14 protein-coding genes and 1 pseudogene are annotated in these 18,279 nt (G+C 59.2%); 14 read left to right on the top strand and 1 reads right to left on the bottom strand.

The window, feature by feature from the left end; genetic code table 11:
* Positions 1–405 precede the first annotated feature (405 nt).
* The 8 genes and pseudogenes from ACFFT4_RS13995 to ACFFT4_RS13960 all read left to right on the top strand — a co-directional run bounded on the left by ACFFT4_RS13995 (position 406) and on the right by ACFFT4_RS13960 (position 10,518).
* Positions 406–2,331, top strand: a complete 1,926-nt coding sequence (locus ACFFT4_RS13995; protein WP_378048573.1) for a sensor histidine kinase — start codon at positions 406–408, stop codon at positions 2,329–2,331.
* A complete protein-coding gene (locus ACFFT4_RS13990) occupies positions 2,328–3,794 on the top strand; it encodes a response regulator (RefSeq protein WP_378048571.1) in 1,467 nt (488 codons plus the stop codon). Before ACFFT4_RS13995 ends, ACFFT4_RS13990 begins: the two co-directional genes overlap by 4 nt.
* A gap of 123 nt (positions 3,795–3,917) precedes the next feature.
* A complete protein-coding gene (locus ACFFT4_RS13985; RefSeq protein WP_378048570.1) occupies positions 3,918–4,796 on the top strand; it encodes a carbohydrate ABC transporter permease in 879 nt (292 codons plus the stop codon).
* Between the two features lie 2 nt (positions 4,797–4,798).
* Positions 4,799–5,629: a carbohydrate ABC transporter permease gene (locus ACFFT4_RS13980; RefSeq protein WP_378048568.1), complete on the top strand. Its 831-nt coding sequence runs from the start codon at positions 4,799–4,801 to the stop codon at positions 5,627–5,629.
* A gap of 87 nt (positions 5,630–5,716) precedes the next feature.
* Complete coding sequence (locus ACFFT4_RS13975) at positions 5,717–6,790, top strand: LacI family DNA-binding transcriptional regulator (protein ID WP_378048566.1); 1,074 nt, start codon at positions 5,717–5,719, stop codon at positions 6,788–6,790.
* 68 nt (positions 6,791–6,858) lie between these two features.
* Positions 6,859–7,788 (top strand): annotated as a pseudogene (locus ACFFT4_RS13970) (glycoside hydrolase family 113); the annotation flags it as partial.
* The gene (locus tag ACFFT4_RS13965; protein ID WP_378048695.1) at positions 7,771–9,024 is read left to right on the top strand and encodes an AGE family epimerase/isomerase; all 1,254 of its coding nucleotides are present in this window, start codon (positions 7,771–7,773) and stop codon (positions 9,022–9,024) included. The pseudogene ACFFT4_RS13970 and the gene ACFFT4_RS13965, both read left to right, overlap by 18 nt.
* A gap of 156 nt (positions 9,025–9,180) precedes the next feature.
* Entirely contained in the window at positions 9,181–10,518 is a 1,338-nt protein-coding gene (locus tag ACFFT4_RS13960) for an ABC transporter substrate-binding protein (RefSeq protein WP_378048564.1), read from the top strand.
* A 220-nt stretch (positions 10,519–10,738) separates the two neighbouring features.
* Here ACFFT4_RS13960 and ACFFT4_RS13955 read toward each other — a convergent pair whose 3' ends face one another.
* Positions 10,739–11,527 (bottom strand): S1 family peptidase, encoded by a 789-nt coding sequence (locus ACFFT4_RS13955; protein WP_378048562.1) that lies wholly within the window; start codon positions 11,525–11,527, stop codon positions 10,739–10,741.
* Between the two features lie 167 nt (positions 11,528–11,694).
* Between ACFFT4_RS13955 and ACFFT4_RS13950 the strand changes: the two genes are divergently transcribed.
* The 6 genes from ACFFT4_RS13950 to ACFFT4_RS13925 all read left to right on the top strand — a co-directional run bounded on the left by ACFFT4_RS13950 (position 11,695) and on the right by ACFFT4_RS13925 (position 18,253).
* A complete protein-coding gene (locus ACFFT4_RS13950) occupies positions 11,695–11,937 on the top strand; it encodes a hypothetical protein (protein ID WP_378048561.1) in 243 nt (80 codons plus the stop codon).
* Positions 11,938–12,482: 545 nt separating this feature from the next.
* Entirely contained in the window at positions 12,483–12,944 is a 462-nt protein-coding gene (locus tag ACFFT4_RS13945) for a flavodoxin (protein ID WP_378048560.1), read from the top strand.
* Between the two features lie 30 nt (positions 12,945–12,974).
* Positions 12,975–13,148: a hypothetical protein gene (locus ACFFT4_RS13940; RefSeq protein ID WP_378048559.1), complete on the top strand. Its 174-nt coding sequence runs from the start codon at positions 12,975–12,977 to the stop codon at positions 13,146–13,148.
* A 381-nt stretch (positions 13,149–13,529) separates the two neighbouring features.
* A complete protein-coding gene (locus tag ACFFT4_RS13935; protein WP_378048558.1) occupies positions 13,530–15,296 on the top strand; it encodes a sensor histidine kinase in 1,767 nt (588 codons plus the stop codon).
* Positions 15,265–16,305 carry a response regulator transcription factor gene (locus tag ACFFT4_RS13930; RefSeq protein ID WP_378048557.1) on the top strand — a complete coding sequence of 347 codons (1,041 nt, stop codon included), beginning with the start codon at positions 15,265–15,267 and terminating at the stop codon, positions 16,303–16,305. Before ACFFT4_RS13935 ends, ACFFT4_RS13930 begins: the two co-directional genes overlap by 32 nt.
* A gap of 274 nt (positions 16,306–16,579) precedes the next feature.
* Positions 16,580–18,253 (top strand): extracellular solute-binding protein, encoded by a 1,674-nt coding sequence (locus ACFFT4_RS13925; RefSeq protein ID WP_378048556.1) that lies wholly within the window; start codon positions 16,580–16,582, stop codon positions 18,251–18,253.
* The last annotated feature ends 26 nt before the right edge of the window (positions 18,254–18,279 follow it).

Below are 18,279 nucleotides of genomic sequence, written 5' to 3'. Positions count from 1 at the left end.
GGATCGCACCGCCGGTTTTTGCGTGCAACGATATTTTACGCCTCCCGGACGGCCGGGGTTCGACAAAACCGGCTTATCCGCGCTTGGCGGAGGTTTCCGAGTCCTCCCGCGTCCGCTCCGCAGGCTCTCCTTTGCGCCAATTCCGAAAGTAATGCAGCTTGCACTTCCCCTTGGCATAGTGCCTTTTCGTACAGCCCTGCATTTCGCAGAGCCGTATATACGGAAGTTTGTTCCTCCCCATTCGTCGATCCACTCTTTCTTTTATTCCTGATTCTTCTATATTACGGCATGGATTTGATCAAATTTTGAACAACTTCGGAACAGGGCTGCATGGAATCTATCAATTGTTAGCATAAAATTATGCTATGATAGAAACAAAAACCATTAGCGAACAGGAATGAAGCTATGACGACGATCGCCAGAGCGCTCGCAAAGCTGATCGAATGGCCGGCCAGACGGATGGAGCGAAAGCTGTTCATCGTCTTTTTGTTTCTGGTGCTGCTTCCGGTGGGGCTGATCGGCTATATGTCGGCGGAACGTTATGCCGATTCGATCGAAGCGAACACGGTCACCTACGTCTCCGAATTGTCCGACGCGATGATCTCCAAGCTGGACGATTACATTTTGGACATGAAGAAAATCTCGATCATCCCTTCGTATTTGGACGATATCCGCATCGGATTGAAGCGTTCGAACGTTTTCTACGCGCTGCGCGCCGAGACGGAGGGGAACGACGGGCAAGAGGCGGCCGCTTCTCCTTCCGCGGACGGCATTTTGCCGGAGGAGGAGCTGCTGAGACTGGAAATTCAGCGCGAAGCCGAGAGCAGCATCTACTTCATGAACAATATCAAGCAGGGGACCAATTCCGTTTATTTGTTCGACCGGTACGGCCACGCTTATTTCGCGCTCAAATCGGGCGGCGTTCGGGGCGATCTCGAGCGGATGTATCCGCAATGGAAGGAGCTGGCGCAGGAGGGGCACGGTTACCCGATTCTCGTCAGCACGCAGGAGGTGTCGGGACGGCCGAGCAACGCGCGCTACGTCTTCACGGTTGTGCGGGAGATCGTCGACACCTCCTTCGAATCGATCGGCACGATCGCCGTCGATGCGAATATTGCGGTCATTGAAAATATCGTGCGGGATCTGGACAAGACGACGTTCGGGACGACGCTGATCGTCGACGAGCGGGGGCGGGTCATCTTCGACAGCGAGAAAAAGTATTTGACCCGCTCGTTCCCCCATGGCGAACTGCTGGAGCGGGCGTCGGGACTCGAGGGCAGCTTTCACGCCGTCGTCGACGGAAGGCCGATGCTGACGATCTACAAGCGGTCGGAGGAAACGGGGTGGAAAATGATCATTACCGTACCCGAGCGGGAGCTGATGGCAGGCGCCGTGAAAACCCGCAATCTGACGCTGGCGACCACATTGGCGGCGGTGCTGCTGGCGCTGCTCATCTCGCTCGTGCTCATCATCGCCTTGACGAGGCCGCTTCGCACGCTCGTTCGGTTGATGAAGGTCGTGCAGTCGGGCAATCTGGACGTGACGTTCCCGGTGCGCCGGCCGGACGAGACCGGCTTGGTCGGGAGCGCGTTTAACCGGATGCTGCTTCGCGTCCGCACGCTGATCGACGACGTATACTTGGCCGGCCAGCGAAATAAGGAAGCGGAGCTTAAAGCGCTGCAAAATCAGATCAATCCGCATTTTATTTACAATACGCTCGAGTCGATCCGCATGACCGCGGTCATGAACGACGATACGGAAGTAAGCGATATGACGCACCTGCTCGGCAAGCTGCTGCGGTACGGCATCGGCGGGGGCACGGAGACGGTTCCGCTCTCGAAGGAGCTGGAGCATCTGAAGCTGTACGTCCAGCTGCTGAACTATCGGTACGGCAACCGGTTCTCGCTGTCGCTGCCCACCGGGCCGTTCGACGGCGAGCTGCCGGTAATGAAGCTGCTGTTCCAGCCGATTGTCGAAAATTCGGTGAACCACGGGCTGGAGGACGGCAAGCCGACTATGGACATTCGCATCCGCTGCGAACGGAACGGGCTTGAGCACCGATTCGTCATTTCCGATAACGGCGCGGGCATGAGCGAAGAGGCGCTCCGTCAATTGAAGCTTAAGCTGGAGGAGCCGGAGCGGAGCCGCCCGTCCTCGGGCAGCGAGGAAGAGGACCCTCGGGGAATCGGGCTGCGCAACGTGCACGAGCGATTGAGGCTGCGCTACGGAGAGATGTTCGGCTTGCAGGTGGAGGCGGAGGAGGGAGCGGGGACGACCGTAACGGTTAGATTTCCCGCGGAAGCAAAATCCGGGAGGGAGAGGACGTCATGAAAATCGCGGTGGTGGACGACGAGGAGCGGATTCGCGGCGGATTGGCCAAGCTGGTCGAGCAGGCGGGAGCGCAGTACGAGGTGGTGGCGGTGTGCTCGGGAGCGGCGGACTTGCTGGAGAGAATCGAGGCGGGCATCGTGCCGGAGCTTGTCATGACGGACATCAAAATGCCCGGAATGAACGGGCTCGAGCTGATCGACGCGCTGCGGGGCGCGCACCCGGAGATGAGATACGCGGTTATCAGCGGATTCGACGACTTCGTCTTCGCCAAGCAGGCGATGCGTTACGGCGTGGAGGATTATTTGCTCAAGCCGGTCGATCCGCAGGAGCTGGCCGAGATGCTCGCGCGCAAGCATGCGGAGATCGAAGAGCAGGCAAGGCGCAGCTCGGCCGAGTTCGAGAAAAGGCTGCGGCTGCTGCTCGTTCCCGACGAAGGGACGGTGCCCGGACATCTTCGCGAGGAGGCGGTGCGGGAGATGCGGGACCATCCGTTGTTTCGCGAAGCTTACGCGGTTGTCCGCGTAAGGACGGAGCCTCCCGCGCCTCCCAAGGAGCTGAACGACGCGCTCGCGGTTTTCGGTCGGCAATGGCGGGCGCTGGAGATGAACGGGGCGCTTACCGTTATCGCGCCGATCCGCCCGGACGACCATTACGATACGATCCGCGAGCGGGGGCAGACGCTGATGCAGCGGCTGTCCGCCCTGCGCCATGTCCGCGTCGGCGCCAGCGAGCCGTTCCGCGGGCCGGTCCGGCTGGCCCAAGCCGCCGCGCAAGCCGAAACGGCGCTGCATCGCGCCTGGTTCGAGCCCGGCAGGCACGCGTTCGCGGATCATCTGCATCTGACGAAAGCTCCGGAGCCGGCCGCGCACCCGTTCGTGCTGTTCGACCGCGCCAGCCGCGCGGCGCTGACGATGTCGGACTGGGACGGCTTCAACGAGGCGCTGGTCGGCTGGTGGGGCGAATGGATGCGGGCTTATCCGTCCTGGGACGAGCTTCGCGAAGGCTGCGAGGGCGTTCTGGCCCTGCTCGGCGGCCAGGAGCCGTTCGATCCGCGCCGGCACGCGGACCGGCAGGCTTGTGCGGCGGCTTTTTTCGCCGCGGTGCACGAGAGGTTCCGCCGCCTGCGCGAGCAGCGGCAGGAAAGCCGCGTCGTCGAGACGGTCAAAGCGTACATCGCCAAGCATTACGCGGAGGAAATCGAGCTGTGCAAAATCGCGGACGAAGTGTATTTGACGCCGAGCTATTTGAGCAAATTGTTCAGGACCGAGACGGGAGAGACGATTACGGACTACCTCATTTTCGTGCGCATGGAACGGGCGAAGGCGCTGCTCCGCGAACGGGCGGAGCTCAAGACGTACGAGGTCGGGGAGCGCGTCGGCTATACGGACCCGGCTTATTTCAACAAGGCGTTCAAAAGAGCGACGGGCTGCACGCCCAAGGAGTTCCGGGACAGAGTTAGGTGAAAATTATCCCAAAACAAGACAAGGAAAACAAACGTATTCCCTTAAACGGCGGAGCGTCCCATACTATAATAATTAGGCTGAAAGCGTTTCCTCGGACGACATCCGAAAGGAGCAGATAAGCCTATGTTCAACCTGAGCTACAAAACGCAGAAATACATGATCCTGTTCGGGTTTCTGACCCTCCCGCTGGCGTTGATGGCGGCTTTCTCGCTGTATCCCGCCGCAGCGCTGTTTTATTTCAGCCTGACCGACTGGGACGGGGTCGGTTTCGATCAGAAGTTCATCGGCCTGACGAACTACAAGGACATTTTCTCCAATCCGGAAGTGTTTCGCGCCTTTCGCACGAACGCCTATTATTTCGTCGGCGGGCTGATCCAGACGGCGGTCGCGCTGTATTTCGCCGTGCTGCTCAACGGCAAGCTGAAGGGGAGGCACGCCTTTCGCGTGCTGCTGTTTCTGCCGTACGTGCTGCACAGCGTAGCGACGGCGATCATGTTCAAAAACCTGTACCATGCGGAATACGGCTCGCTGAACGTCGTGCTGGAGGCGATCGGGCTCGGATCGTGGCAGCAGGCGTGGCTCGGCAATCCGGACATCGTCAACGTTTCGCTCGCGTTTATCTCGATGTGGAAATACTTCGGCTTGTCCATGGTCATTTTCATCGGGGCGCTGCAGTCGATTCCGGAGGACTTGTACGAAGCGGCGAGCATCGACGGCGCTTCCGGAGGGCAAAGCTTCCGGTTTATTACGCTGCCCAGCATCCGCCGCGTCATCGAGCTTCTGCTCATTCTGACGCTGACCGGGGCGCTCGAAGCGTTCGACATCCCGTACATCATCATGCTCGGCGCGAACGGAACGTCCACGTTCGTCATCGAGACGGTCGATATGGCGTTCAAATATCAGAACTTCGGCAAAGCGTCGGCGATGGCCGTGCTGCTGCTGCTCATCGTCATGATCGTGATCTTCGTCCAGCGCAAATTCGTGTTCAAGGGGGAGGACTGATTATGGAACGGAACGAATCCGCACTCGTCCGAACGCTGAAATATTTGTCGCTGGGGATCGCTTCTCTGATCGTGCTGTTTCCGATCTATTCGGTTGTGGTCGGCGCGTTCAAGACGCAGGTGGAATATTATCAATCCGGCCTGGCTTTTCCGGACGACTGGTTCAACTTCGACAACTTTGCCCGGGTGTTCGAGATCGGACGGCTCGGTCTCGGCTTCCAAAATATCGCGGTCGTGCTGCTGTTCTCGCTGGCCGGCAACGTGCTGATCGGAACGATGGTCGCTTACTGCTTAAGCCGCTTCGACTTCGCGCTGCGCAAGCCGATATTCGGATTGTATTTATTCATCCAGGTCATCCCGCTCGTCACGACGCAGGTTGCCACGTTCGGCGTCGTTCAGGCGCTCGGCGCGTACAATACGATATGGGCCCCGATTCTGCTGTACATCGGCGCGGACGTGCTGCAGATTACCATCTACATGCAGTTCATCAAAAGCATCCCGCGGGATTTGGACGAGAGCGCGATGATCGAGGGCGCGTCTTATTTCAACATTTTCCGTACGATCATTTTTCCGCTTCTAGGCCCGGCGACGGCGACGTTGATCATCCTGAAGACAATCTCGATCTACAACGACTTTTATATTCCGTTCCTGTACATGCCGTCTCGGAAGCTGAAAGTCGTGTCCACCGCCATTTACGATTTCGTCGGACCGAACGCGGCGCAGTTAAACGTCATATCGGCGGGTATTCTGCTCATCTTTATACCGACCGTTCTCGTGTTTCTGTTCCTGCAGCGGTATATTTTCTCCGGCGTGACGAACGGGGCGGTCAAGTAAGGACATCGCCGACAAACGTTTGTATGTTATGATAACAAAAGAGAATTTGTTATCCTAACAACGCGCGAAAGCGAAGTGAACAGACCGATGTCCGATAAAGTAACGATGCAGCAAATCGCCGATCATATCGGCGTGTCGAAATTCGCCGTATCCAAGGCGCTGTCCGGGAAGTCCGGAGTCAGCCGGGATACGCGGGAGAAAATCATCCACGCGGCAACTCAGCTCGGCTATTTCTCGCAGAAGCGGGCCAAGACGGTCGCGCTGAAAGCCGCGGCGGATCAAGCGGAACGCGCCGGCGATAAGCATACGATCGTCGTGCTCATCCCGAACGTGCGGGAGCAGAATCGCCAGTCGCTGTATTGGGGCAGAATCATCGACGGCATTGCGAACGCGCTCGAGGAGCGGCGGCTCGGCATGATGATCGTCACCGAACAGATTACCGACAATTTCACGAAGCTGATCAATCCGGACGGCGTGCTCGGTCTGGTCGGGGTCGGCCTGATCTCCAACCAGCTGCTGCTCGAGGTGCGCAGCCTGGGGATTCCGTTTGTGCTGGTCGACCACGAGGACGCGCTGATCCCGTCGGACTCGCTGTTCATGAACAACTATGAATGCGAGCGCAGGCTGACGAATTATTTGCTCGGCAGCGGGCACCGGACGTTCCAGTTTGTCGGCAGCATCCGCTTCTCCCGCAGCTTCTTCGACCGCTGGCTCGGTTACCGCTCGGCGCTCGAGGAGCAGGACATTCCGCTGAACCAGCACTCGGAGCTGCTCGAGCTGAAAGGCGAGAATCGTACCGAATTGACGGAGCGGCTCGACGCGATCGTGCGGGAGCTGAAGGAGGCTGGAACGCTGCCGACCGCTTTCGTCTGCGCCAACGATTCCCTGGCGTTCTGCGCCATGACCGCGCTGATGAAAGCGGGTGTACGCGTGCCGCAGGACTGCTCGGTGGCGGGCTTCGACAATCTCGAGGAGGCGGCGCTGTCCTCGCCGCCGTTAAGCACGATCCATGTGAATAAGGAAGCGCTTGGCCGGCGGGCGGTCGAGACGCTGCTGCGCCGGATCGACCATCCGGACGGACCGCAGGAAAAAATATTGCTGTCGGGAGACTTCGTCCTCCGTCAGTCGACGGGAGCGGCTCCGGTGCTGCAGACGAAGTAACGGAACATATGGCGAATTTCGGAGAAGCTTGGCCGGAAGCGCCGGATAGGGAGAGGAGACGAGAAACGATGTCTGCCTGGAACGAGACGATCAACGGAATGACCTGGGGCTGGACGGGGGTGCGCGGAACGTGGACGGGACCGGAAGCCGAAGGCTCGATGGCACGGATGAGAGAGGTCGGGGTGAACTGGGTTGCGCTCGCGTTCGGGGCGTTGCAAAATACGGCTCAATCGACGGACATCCGATTTCGCGACGCGCCTACCGTCACGGACGACGAGGTGCGCGCAGCCATTCGCAGAGCCAAGGGGATGGGGCTTAAAGTTTGCCTGAAGCCGGTCGTCAACTGCGCGGACGGGACGTGGCGCGCGCATATCGGCTTTTTCGCCGACGAGGTGCCGGGAGAGCCGGGCTGGGCCGATTGGTTCGCGTCGTACGGCGCCTTTATCGGGCATTATGCGAATCTCGCCGAGGAGGAAGGCTGCGAGATGCTGTGCGTCGGCTGCGAGATGGTGCAGGCGGACGCAAGGGAAGCGCAGTGGCGGAAGCTGATCGCGGACGTTCGTGCCGCGTACGGTGGAATCGTCACATACAACTGCGACAAATATCAGGAGGATCGGCTGACATGGTGGGACGCGGTCGACGTCATTTCCTCCAGCGGTTATTATCCGATCGGGGAATGGGAAGCGCAGCTCGATCGGATCGAGGCGGTCGTGCGCAAGCACGGCAAGCCGTTTTTCTTCATGGAGGCGGGGTGTCCGAGCCGGACCGGCTCCGGCTTGAAGCCGAACGACTGGGCGCTGCCGGGCGCTCCTTCCGGAGAAGAGCAGGCGCGGTATTACGAAGCGATGCTCTCCGCGTGCCGCCGTCGTCCGTGGGTGCGGGGCTTTATGCTGTGGGACTGGCCGGCCAAGCTGTACGACGCGGCGGACGCCTCCCGCAACGACGACTACTGTGTGTACGGCAAGCCTGCGGAAGCGATCGTGCGAAAATACTATGCGGACGATTCGGCCCGCAAGGAAAGGTCGGACGAGAAACGCGAACGGTGGCGGTCGGAGCTGGAGCGGGAGCTGAAGAGCGGCATCCTCGAGTTCTGGATTCGCCATGCCCGGGACGACAAGCATGGCGGCTTCGTCGGCGAAATTCGCGCCGATGCGACGGGCGTTCCCGACGCGGACAAAGGACTGGTCCTGAACGCGCGCATTCTGTGGACGTTCGCGGCGGCTTACCGTCTGTACGGGGAGCCGGTCTATTTGGAGATGGCGGACAGGGCCTACGAGGCGTTGGAGAGGTTCGACGATCCGCTGCATGGAGGCCTGTTTTGGATGATCGACGTGAACGGCGCACCCACACGTGACAAGAAGCAGGTGTACGGGCAGGCTTTCGCGATTTACGCGCTGGCCGAATACTACCGTGCGACCGGCGCGGCGAAGGCGCTCGCCTGGGCCGAGAAGCTGTACCGGTTGTTGGAGAAGCACGCCTACGATCCCGTGCGCCTTGGCTATGTCGAAGCGCTGGCGCGGGATTGGACGGAGACGGACGACCTGTCTCTGGGCAGCAACGATTTGAACGAGCGCAAGTCGATGAACACGCATCTGCACATGCTGGAGGCGTACACGAACCTGTACCGGGTATGGAAGGCAGAGGGGCTGTGCGCCAGGCTGGCCGAGCTGATCGACGTTCATCTGGACAAAATCGTGGACGCGGACACACACCATTTCCGGCTCTTTTTCGACGATGAGTGGGTGTCGAAGACGGGAGACGTCTCCTATGGGCACGACATCGAAGGAAGCTGGCTGCTGTGCGAAGCCGCGGACGTGCTCGGCGATTCGCGGCGGACGGAGCGGGTCGGCAGGGAAGCGCTCGAAATGGCGCGGGCGGCGCTGGAGCAAGGCATGGACGAAGACGGAGGCATGTTCAACGAGCTGGGGGAAGACGGCCGCCTCGACGACTCCAAGATCTGGTGGACCCAGGCCGAAGCGATGGTCGGTTTCCTGAACGCCTATCGGCTGTCGGGCGAACGGAAGTATCTAGACGCGGCAGGCGCGAGCTGGGCGTTCATTCGCGATTTTGTCCGGGACGACGAGCACGGCGAATGGCACTGGGAGGTGACGCGGACGGGCGAACCGGTGCGGGGACGCATGAAGGCCGGTCCGTGGAAATGCCCGTACCACAACGCCCGGGCTTGCATGGAGGCGCTGGAACGATTGTCGGACTCGTTTGTCACCTTATTTTAGGGATTTGTTAGCATAAAGAGCGACAATAAAAACAAATAGAGTGCATTTTCATCCCTTTTAAAGTGCTTATAATTAGGTAATGTAAGCGGTGCCAACATGATCCGCGCCATTGCCGAGCCGCCTCAAATCATTTCAAAATTGGGGGTAGAACGACAAATGAGGATGAAAAAAGCGATTTCGACGGGATTGACCTTCGTTCTGGCAGCCGGACTCCTTGCCGCGTGCGGCGGCGGAAACGAAGGCTCGGGAGCGTCGAATTCCCCGAGCGCGAGTCCAAGCGCCAATCCAAGCCCGAGTCCAAGCGAAGCCGCAAGCCCGAGCCAGGCGGAGGAGCTTGGCGGGAAACTCAAGGTTTTGACCCATCGCACCGATCTGCTGAACGACGGAACGCTCGATCGCTATACGGAGAAATTCAAGGAAAAGTATCCGAAGGCGGAAATCGAGTACGAAGCGATGACGAATTACGCCCAGGATATCAAGGTGCGCCTGACGACGGGCGAAGCCGGGGACGTCAACATGCTGGACGCCTCGCTGCCGAACAGCGAGCTGGCCAACTATTACGAGCCGCTGCCGGACGAGCTGACCGAGGATATGTATTTCGCGGACTTGAAGGCGCACGAAGGCAGCCGGTACGGGCTTGCGACGGGCGTCAACACGCAGGGTATCATCTATAACAAAAAGGCGTTCGCGCAAGCGGGCATCGATCAAGTGCCGACGACGCTCGACGCGCTCTACGAGGCGGCTCAGAAGCTCGAAGACGCCGGCATCATTCCGCTGTATATGAATTACGGGGCGCAATGGCCGCTCGGCAACTGGTCGGAGGGATCGGTCAAGTTCGTGGCCGGGGATATGCTCTACTTCGATCAATTCGTGACGAAGGACGAATTGTTTACGGTAGACGGGCCTTGGGGGCAGCTGATGAACATTGCCCGTAAATTCGTACAAGAGGGCTGGGTGGAAAAAGACCTGGCGACGAACAACTGGGAAATGTCCAAAGGAGAGATAGCGTCCGGAAAAGCGGCGATGTATTTCCTCGGCAACTGGGCGATTCCGCAGGTGATCGGCGCGGGCGCGGCTTCGGAGGATATCGGATTTTTCCCGATTCCGTACGACAACAACGGCCAGCTTAACGCGCCGCTCGGCCCGGACTATTTCATCGGCGTGAGCAAAAACAGCAAAAACAAGGAGCTCGCGTTTAAGTACATCGAATTTTTCGTGAAGGAATCCGGATACATCGGCGCCAACGGCTTCATGCCGGTCGACAAGAACGCGGTGCCGGAAGTGCCGCAGCTGGCCGAGTTCAAGTCGTTTAACCCGAACTTCCTCGAGGAAGTCGCCGGCGATCCGAGATTTAACGAGCTTGGCAACAAAGCCGAGATCGACTTCTACGGCGGCAAGTACATCCAAGAGCTGATCGTCGCCAAAGATCTGCAAGCCGCCTACGACGCGCTGAACAAAAAGTGGGCCGCGGCCCGCAAGACGCTCGGGTATTGAGCGGCTGAAGCAGCGCTGTCGAAAGAGGATCGACGGCAGGGAGCAAGAAGCATCTATCTCCTTTATTCTACAGGAGATAGATGCTTCTTCTTTTTCATCGACCCTCCTGCTTGCCAGAGCGCTTGATCCGTATTTTCCGGGCAGTCTCTGCCAGGTGCCGCAATATAGCCGCCAAGCGGGGAATCGGAGCGGCAACCGCGTGCAAGCCCGATGCCGGGCTTTAGTAACCGATCGCCTTCAGCAGCTCCTCCAGATCGGCGAACGGCACGGCCAGACCGGCCTGAGCCGGGCCTTCCTCCCGTTCAATCTCCGTCGTGGCGAAGACGACGGCGATCGCTCGTCCCTCCTCGTTGATAACGGGACTTCCGCTGTTGCCTTTGAACACCGGAGCGTCGATCGCCAGCGCCGGTTTGTCCCGACCGCGGATCGGCACGAGCTCCAGAACATGGCCTTCATTTACGATCTGCGTGAAATAGAGCGGATTGCCGATTACGTAGACGTGCTCGCCCGGCTTCCATTCGCGTTCTACGGGGATGGAAGGCAGCGACTGGCCGCTCTCCTCCACCTTCAGCAGCGCAATGTCGAGATCCGGGTCCGCCCCGGCGATGCTGGCCTCGTACGCTCGATCATTTCCCGGGAATTTAACCGCGGAATACGCGCCTCCTTCGATCACGTGATAATTGGTGACGATATATCCGCCGTTCACATGGAAGCCGGTGCCTTTGCCTTTATCCGTGCTGACGAGCACGACGGCTTCTTTATAGCTTTGGACGTTCTCGCGCGCGGACAGCTCTTTCGATTTAAAAAGGAAGGGCAGCGTCGTGCTGTTGTAAATCTGCGGCCAGAACGCCAGCACGTTGCCGATCAGCGCGATCGCGAGCAGGGAGGCGACGATGTTTCGGATCCTCCTGCGCCGAGCGGCCGCGGCCAATTGCTCTTCCGCGGAATCCTCCTCGGTCTCCTCCCATTCCCAGTCTTCCGTTACGGGCTCATCCGGTTTTTTTTCCATGCGCGTCCCCTCCTTTTTTTCTCTGCTCCTGTCCAGCTATTGTAACATACGAACCCGCAAGACACGTCCGCATGGGATTGCGCACATTCCGCGTTTTGTCCAGTCTTCGGCCGAATGTCATTCATACGTTATAGAAGCAAGGAACATTCAACCAGGAGGCTTCGAGTATGGAGGAAATGTACGATGTATGCAGGAGGCATATGAACTGCAGAGTCAGAGTGCATACACGTTGCGGGGAATGCTATGATGGCGTGATCGTGAACGTGGACAGGAATAACGTCTATTTAAGAACTTCCGGCGGCGTGCGGATCTCGGGATGGTTCGGTCCCGGCTTCGGTTACGGTCCCGGGTTCGGCGGCGATATTCTGGCCCTGTCGCTGTTCACTCTGCTTGCGATCGCTCTGATCTGATCCGGTCCCGTACGGATCTGGTCGGCCTTATGCGTGCGGTGTTCGGAAACCTCGCGATTGCCGTGCGGCTTCGCGGGGTTTTTGAACGTTAAGTTTCACCTTATCGAGATCTGTATCGTCTCCGCAAAGCTTCTCCTTTTCGGTGATCCAGCCGTAGCCGCGATGTTCTAAAGAATCGACTAACGTCCCCCGCAAATCGCCATTTCTGCATCCGATGTTCTAAAGAATCGACTAACGCCCCCCACAAATCGCCATTTCCGCGTCCGATGTTCTAAAGAATCGACTAACGTCCCCCGCAAATCGTCATTTCCGCGTTCGATGTTCTACAAAGTCGGTTATCGTCGTCTACTTTCCACGCTCCCATGGTCTCCACAATCTCCCGCAAGCTAACGGTTCGGGCTTATTTATAAGAATACATAAATTTTCTTCGATAATATTGACAATGATAATCATTATCAACTACTATAAAGTCGAGGATAGGAAAACGACATTCAGCCGCCGATTTAGGCGGACGCGACGAAAGAGTCGGGAAGGGGACGACGGCATTGGCGGACATCGTTCTGATATACGCGAGCCTAACGGGCAATACGGAGGAAATGGCGGACGCGATCGTATCGGGTCTACGCTCGCAAGGGGCCGAGGTGGTCGTCAAGTCCGTAATGGATGCGAATGCCTCCGAGCTGGAACGATACGACGGCATCGTACTCGGCGCTTATACATGGGGAGACGGGGAACTGCCCGACGAATTCCTCGATTTCTATGAAGAAATGGACGACATCAAGCTGACGGGACGCAGGGCGGCGGCGTTCGGCTCGTGCGATTCCTGTTATCCGGAATACGGCGCGGCGGTCGACTTGCTGATCGGCAAATTGAAGGAGGCGGGAGCGGATATCGTTCTGCCGGGGTTAAAAATCGAATTGTCTCCCAATGCGGAAGACGCGGAAGCGTGCAAACAGTTCGGGAGCGAGTTCGCCAAGCTTGTCGCGAAAGAAGTGCCTCATTCTTAGCATAAACGCATCGACAAGGAGGACCAGACTGTGGGACTATTGTATAAAATTTATCAAACCGTACAAGAAGGGCACGAACGGGAACACGATGCGACGGACGGCCAGGCCGAGATGGAGGGCGGCGCCTTGGAAGCCGATCTTCCGGTCTCGCTGGTACACCTGCTGGCCAATCCCATCGGCAGAGCATCGGGCGAGCAAGCCTGATCGATCCGCGACGCGAAGGTCGTTCCACAAGCAGGGCTGCTTGAGATGATCGATGGACAAAGATAGGGGGATGTACCTCCCCTGGAGAATGCCTCATACGCTCCTGAAATCACATGATCACGGGTTTACCCATCAGATTTCAGGAGCGTATAGCATCGTAAGGAGGTACATCCCCCTGCCCCCCTTGTTCATCGATTATCTTTCACAGCAGCTTGCTTGGCTCATGGAACGGCCTTTTTGCTATGCACGGCCCCCTCAGCAAACCCGCGACGGCATTTCCGAACCAGACTCCCCCCGATTCCAGAAAATGACCGAACCACGGCCGAAGCCGCATGCGTTATAATTGGAGGAATAGCTCGACTTGCCGGGGAGGCCCGCACCATGAATTCCGCAATGCGCCGACTTCCGTTTCGTTCCCTCAGATCGAGGCTTGCGCTGCTGCTGATCGTCGCCACGGTCATTCCGATCGTGCTGATCGGCTACATTTCATACAGGTGGATTTATATCGTCCAGACGGAAAAAATAGAAACCGAATGGGTGGAGAAGGCGGAGCGGGAACGGGACGAGTTGGAGCGCAAGCTGGAGGAGCTGGCCCGCGTCTCGCAGCTGCTGGACGTCGAAGGAGGGATCGGCCGCGAAGTCGTCCGGTTCATCTCCAGCGGCGATTCCTACGAGCGTTCGATGCTGTATCGCGATATTACCGATTCCATCGCCAACGTCAACTTCTCCAATCCGAACCTCGCGGCCATGTTTTTCTATGCGCCGGAGCTGAAGGAGCCGCTGCTGTTTCCCAACTCGACCGGTCCGATCTCGTTCGTCAAGGAGGACTTGCCCCCTTTTTATAACCAGAAAGCGTTCACGTATTACGGTCCGCACCCTTCCACAACGGAGGAAAAGGACGGACAACCGGTGTTCTCCCTGCTGCGAAAATTGGACTACGGCCAGGGGAGATTTCTGTACGCTTACATCGAGACGGGGATCGGCGGGCTGGAGTCGTTGTTCGAGACGGAGCCGCGGGGCGATTCTGGCCGGGCTTTCCCCGTCTATCATACGCTTGCCGGCCCCGACGGCCGCGTCGTCTACAGCAATCTCGCGGCAGCGCAAACGATCGTCGGACAGCCGTTCCATCAGCCCGCCGGGCAGTATCAGACGTTCCGGGCGGAGGGGCGGCACGGCTGGACGGTGTACCAGCTCATTCCGCGATCCGATTACGACCGGGAGATGAACAAGTGGCTGAAGCAGTTCGCCCTGTTCGCTTCGTTGTCGCTGCTCGCCGGCATTTCCCTGGCGTGGCTCATCTGGAGAATGGTGTACAGGCCGATCCGAATCATCAATCGCGAAATTTCCCGGTTCAGCTACAATCAGACGCCGGCGGAGACGGCGGCCACCGGGCTTCCCGAGTTCGACCGCATTCTGGACAACTTCCAGTCGATGGGACGGCGCATCGCGGAGCTGATTCTCGATATCGAGGACAAGGAGAAGCGCAGAGGACAGCTCGAGGTGGAGAAGCTGCTCGTGCAAATCAATCCGCACTTCCTGCACAATACGCTGAACACGATCCAGTGGCTCGCGCGCATTCAGGGACAGGCGAATATCGCCAAGCTCGTGTCGGTGTTCACCCGCGTGCTGCATTACAATCTCGGCAAAAAAACGATTATCGTCACCGTGCGCGAAGAAGCCGAAGCGATCCGCGACTACATCGAGCTGCAAAACATCCGTTACGACCATTCCTTTAACGTGCGTTTGGACATCGACGGGGAAGCGCTGGACATTCCGATCCCGCGGTTTATTTTGCAGCCGCTCGTGGAGAACGCCCTTTACCACGGCTTCGACGGGGACGAGGGAGGCGCGATCGACGTGACGATCGCCAGGGAGGACCGGACGCTGCTGCTGCGGGTGAGCGACAACGGCAAAGGCATTGCCGACGACCGTCTGGCCGACATGCTGGAGGACAGCGGTGACCGGAAAACCGGGCTCGGCATCGGTCTGCGCTACGTGAAGCAGATGCTTGCCGTCTATTACGGAGGAGAGGCGGAGCTGACGATGGAGAGCGCGCCGGGCGAAGGCACCCGCGTGACGATTCGTCTGCCGGACGAGATGAAGGGAGGGGAACGGCATGGATACGATCCGGGCGCTGATCGTGGATGACGAGAGTCTCGTCCGCAAGGGGCTGAGGCTGACCATACCGTGGCAGGACTACGGCATCGAGATCGTCGGAGAGGCGGGAACCGGGGAGAAGGCGCTCGATTTCATTCGCGGCGAGCCGGTCGATCTGCTGCTGGCGGATATTACGATGCCGGGCATGTCGGGCCTGGAGCTGACCAAGCGGCTGCGGCAGGAATATCCCGGAATCAGGGTTGTCATTCTGACGTGCCATCAGGACTTCGACTATATTCAGGAAGCGCTCCGTCTCGGAGCGATCGACTATATTGTGAAAACGCAGCTGGAGGATATGGACCTGAACGCCGCGATGGAACGAATCTGCAAGGCGGTCAGGGAGCACGCGCGCGCCGGCGCTCCGTCTTCGGCGCTGTCCGTCGAGGCGCTTCGCGGCGTCGAGGAGGCGGGCGCGGGCCTGATGTGGATCGCGGACGAAGCCCGTTACGCCGCGTTGGCCGAAGCGCTGCGCGCGGCGGGCGGAGACGGCGGCGCATCCGAGCTGGGACGGGCAATGGCGCAGGCGGTCGAAGGCTGGCGAATCCGGCTGCCTATGTTCGCCTGGAACGAGCATCCGCAGCCGGAGGCCGTCCCCGCTCTCCCGACATGGCTGGAGCGGCTGCGAGAGGCGATTCTGCGCTGGCTTCGCCGCTCCCAATATTCGGAGGACGTCATTCTGGCGATTCTCAAAGCCGTCGACCGCATCGCGGAACGTCCGGGCAGCCACGAGAGGCAAGGAGAGATCAGCCAGAGCGTCAACCTGAGCAAAAGCTACTTCAGCACCTGCTTTCGGGATATCACCCGGATGACGTTTACGCAGTTTTTGCAGCACAACAGCGTCTATGCGGCGCGGGACATGCTGCTGCAAACCAATTATCCGGTCTATATCGTCGCCGAAAAATGCGGCTTCTCGGACCAGCGCTATTTCAGCAAAATGTTCAAGGAGCAGACGGGCCTGCTTCCGTCCGAATACCGCCAACAGTTTGCGGAACGGGTTTGATGCAGGAGAGAAGAAGCGAGGAGCCGACGGACCTGACGAAGGAAAGGAACGGGCGGCCCGACGGAGGGAGAGGAGCGGAACCGGAACGAAGCGGGCTGCTCCTTTTCTGCTGGGCGGAATCGCATCCGAAATCGGTAGGTCAACGATTCGGCGAACGGGAGAAGGAAGGACGAATGTCCTACCAGACGAGGAAAAGCCTCGCTCTCGCCCGCCTTCGTCCGCTTGCTATAATGGCGAGGAAGTTACGAAACAAGAGCAAAGGGGAGCCATTCGCATGAAATTTAAACAAGGCTTTACGGCAATTACCGCTTCCGCGCTGCTGCTGACCCTGCTGTCCGCCTGCAGCGGCGGCAACGACAGCCCGTCCGGAGAGGCGAGTCCTTCCTCGGCCGGATCGCCAAGCGCTTCGGCCGCGCCTTCCGCCCCCGCCGATCCGCTGGGCAAGTACGATCCGCCGATCCGGGTGTCGGCCGTGCGGGCAATTTCGGAAGGGCTGAAATTCAACGACGGAGAGGCGATCGACAACAACGTCTGGTCGCGCGCCTACGAGAGCGAGCTCGGCCTGACCGTCGACTACGAGTGGACGGCGCCGGCGGCGCAATACGACCAGAAGCTGAACATCGCGATCGCCTCCGACGATCTGCCGGACATTATGCCGGTTAACGCGTCGCAGCTCAAGCGGCTCGTCCAGGACGGACAGGTCGAGGATCTGACGCAAGTCTACGAGCAATACGGCTCCGAGCTGACGAAGAAAATCCTGAACGAGGACGGCGGCAACGCGCTGAAATCCGCCACCTTCGACGACAAGCTGTACGCGCTTCCGAACATGAGCTCGGGCCTCGGACAGACGCATGTGCTGTGGGTGCGCACCGACTGGCTGGAGAAGCTGGGCCTGCCCGAGCCGAAGACGATCGACGACGTCGTCGCGACCGCCGAAGCTTTCGTAACCCGCGATCCGGACGGGAACAGCAAGGCCGATACGTACGGCCTCGGGATCAACAAGGATATTTTCGGCTTTTATGCCGGCATGGAGGGCTTCTTTAACGGTTTCCACGCTTATCCGAACATCTGGGTGAAGGACAGGGAAGGCAAGCTGGCTTACGGAAGCGTCCAGCCGGAGACGAAGGCGGCGCTCGCCAAGCTGCAGGAGATGTACAAGAACGGCTGGATCGACAAGGAGTTCGGCACGAAGGACGCCTCCAAGGTGAACGAGTCCGCGACCTCCGGCAAGCTCGGCCTCTTCTACGGCTTCTTCTGGAACGTAGGCTGGCTGCAGGACGCCAAGAACGCCGATCCGGACATGCAGTGGAAGGCGCTGCCGCTGCCCTCCGTGGACGACCAGCCGGCCAAGGCGCAGGTGCCGTTCGCGATCAGCAAGTATTACGTCGTGAAGAAGGGCGCGACAAATCCCGAAGCCGCCGTCAAGCTGCTCAACTTCGGTCTGGAGAAGCTGTGGGGAGCGACCGCGGAGCCGGACGTCTACAACGTGGACGCCAATGGCCTGGCTACGTTCGATTTCGCGCTGCTCTACGGAGAGGCGCCGCGCAAAAATCTGGACGCGCATCTGAACGTCGTCCAGGCGCTCGCCTCGAACGATCCGTCGAAGCTGAACGCGGAGGAGAAAGGCTACTACGACAATATCGTCGCTTACCGGGGCGGAGACATCGGCCTGTGGGGCAACGAGCGCATGTACGGCGAGGAAGGCTCGCTGGCCGTGATCAACGGCTACGAAACGAACGGTTACCTGATGGACGACGCCTACTTCGGCGCTCCGACGCAGGGAATGACGGACAACAACGCGACGCTGCAGAAGCTCCAGCTTCAGGCGTTCACCCGCATTATCATGAGCGGCTCGATCGACGAGTTCGACGATTTCGCGGCGCAATGGAACGATCTGGGCGGCGGTACGATCGCCGGGGAAGTAAACGAGTGGCAGGCGTCCCGCTAGGACGTCCGCGCGCTCGGCAAGGAAGA

The organism is Cohnella cellulosilytica (assembly GCF_042431195.1).
GTDB classification, from domain to species: Bacteria; Bacillota; Bacilli; order Paenibacillales; family Paenibacillaceae; genus Cohnella; species Cohnella cellulosilytica.
This window is presented reverse-complemented; position numbering and strand designations above follow the sequence as displayed.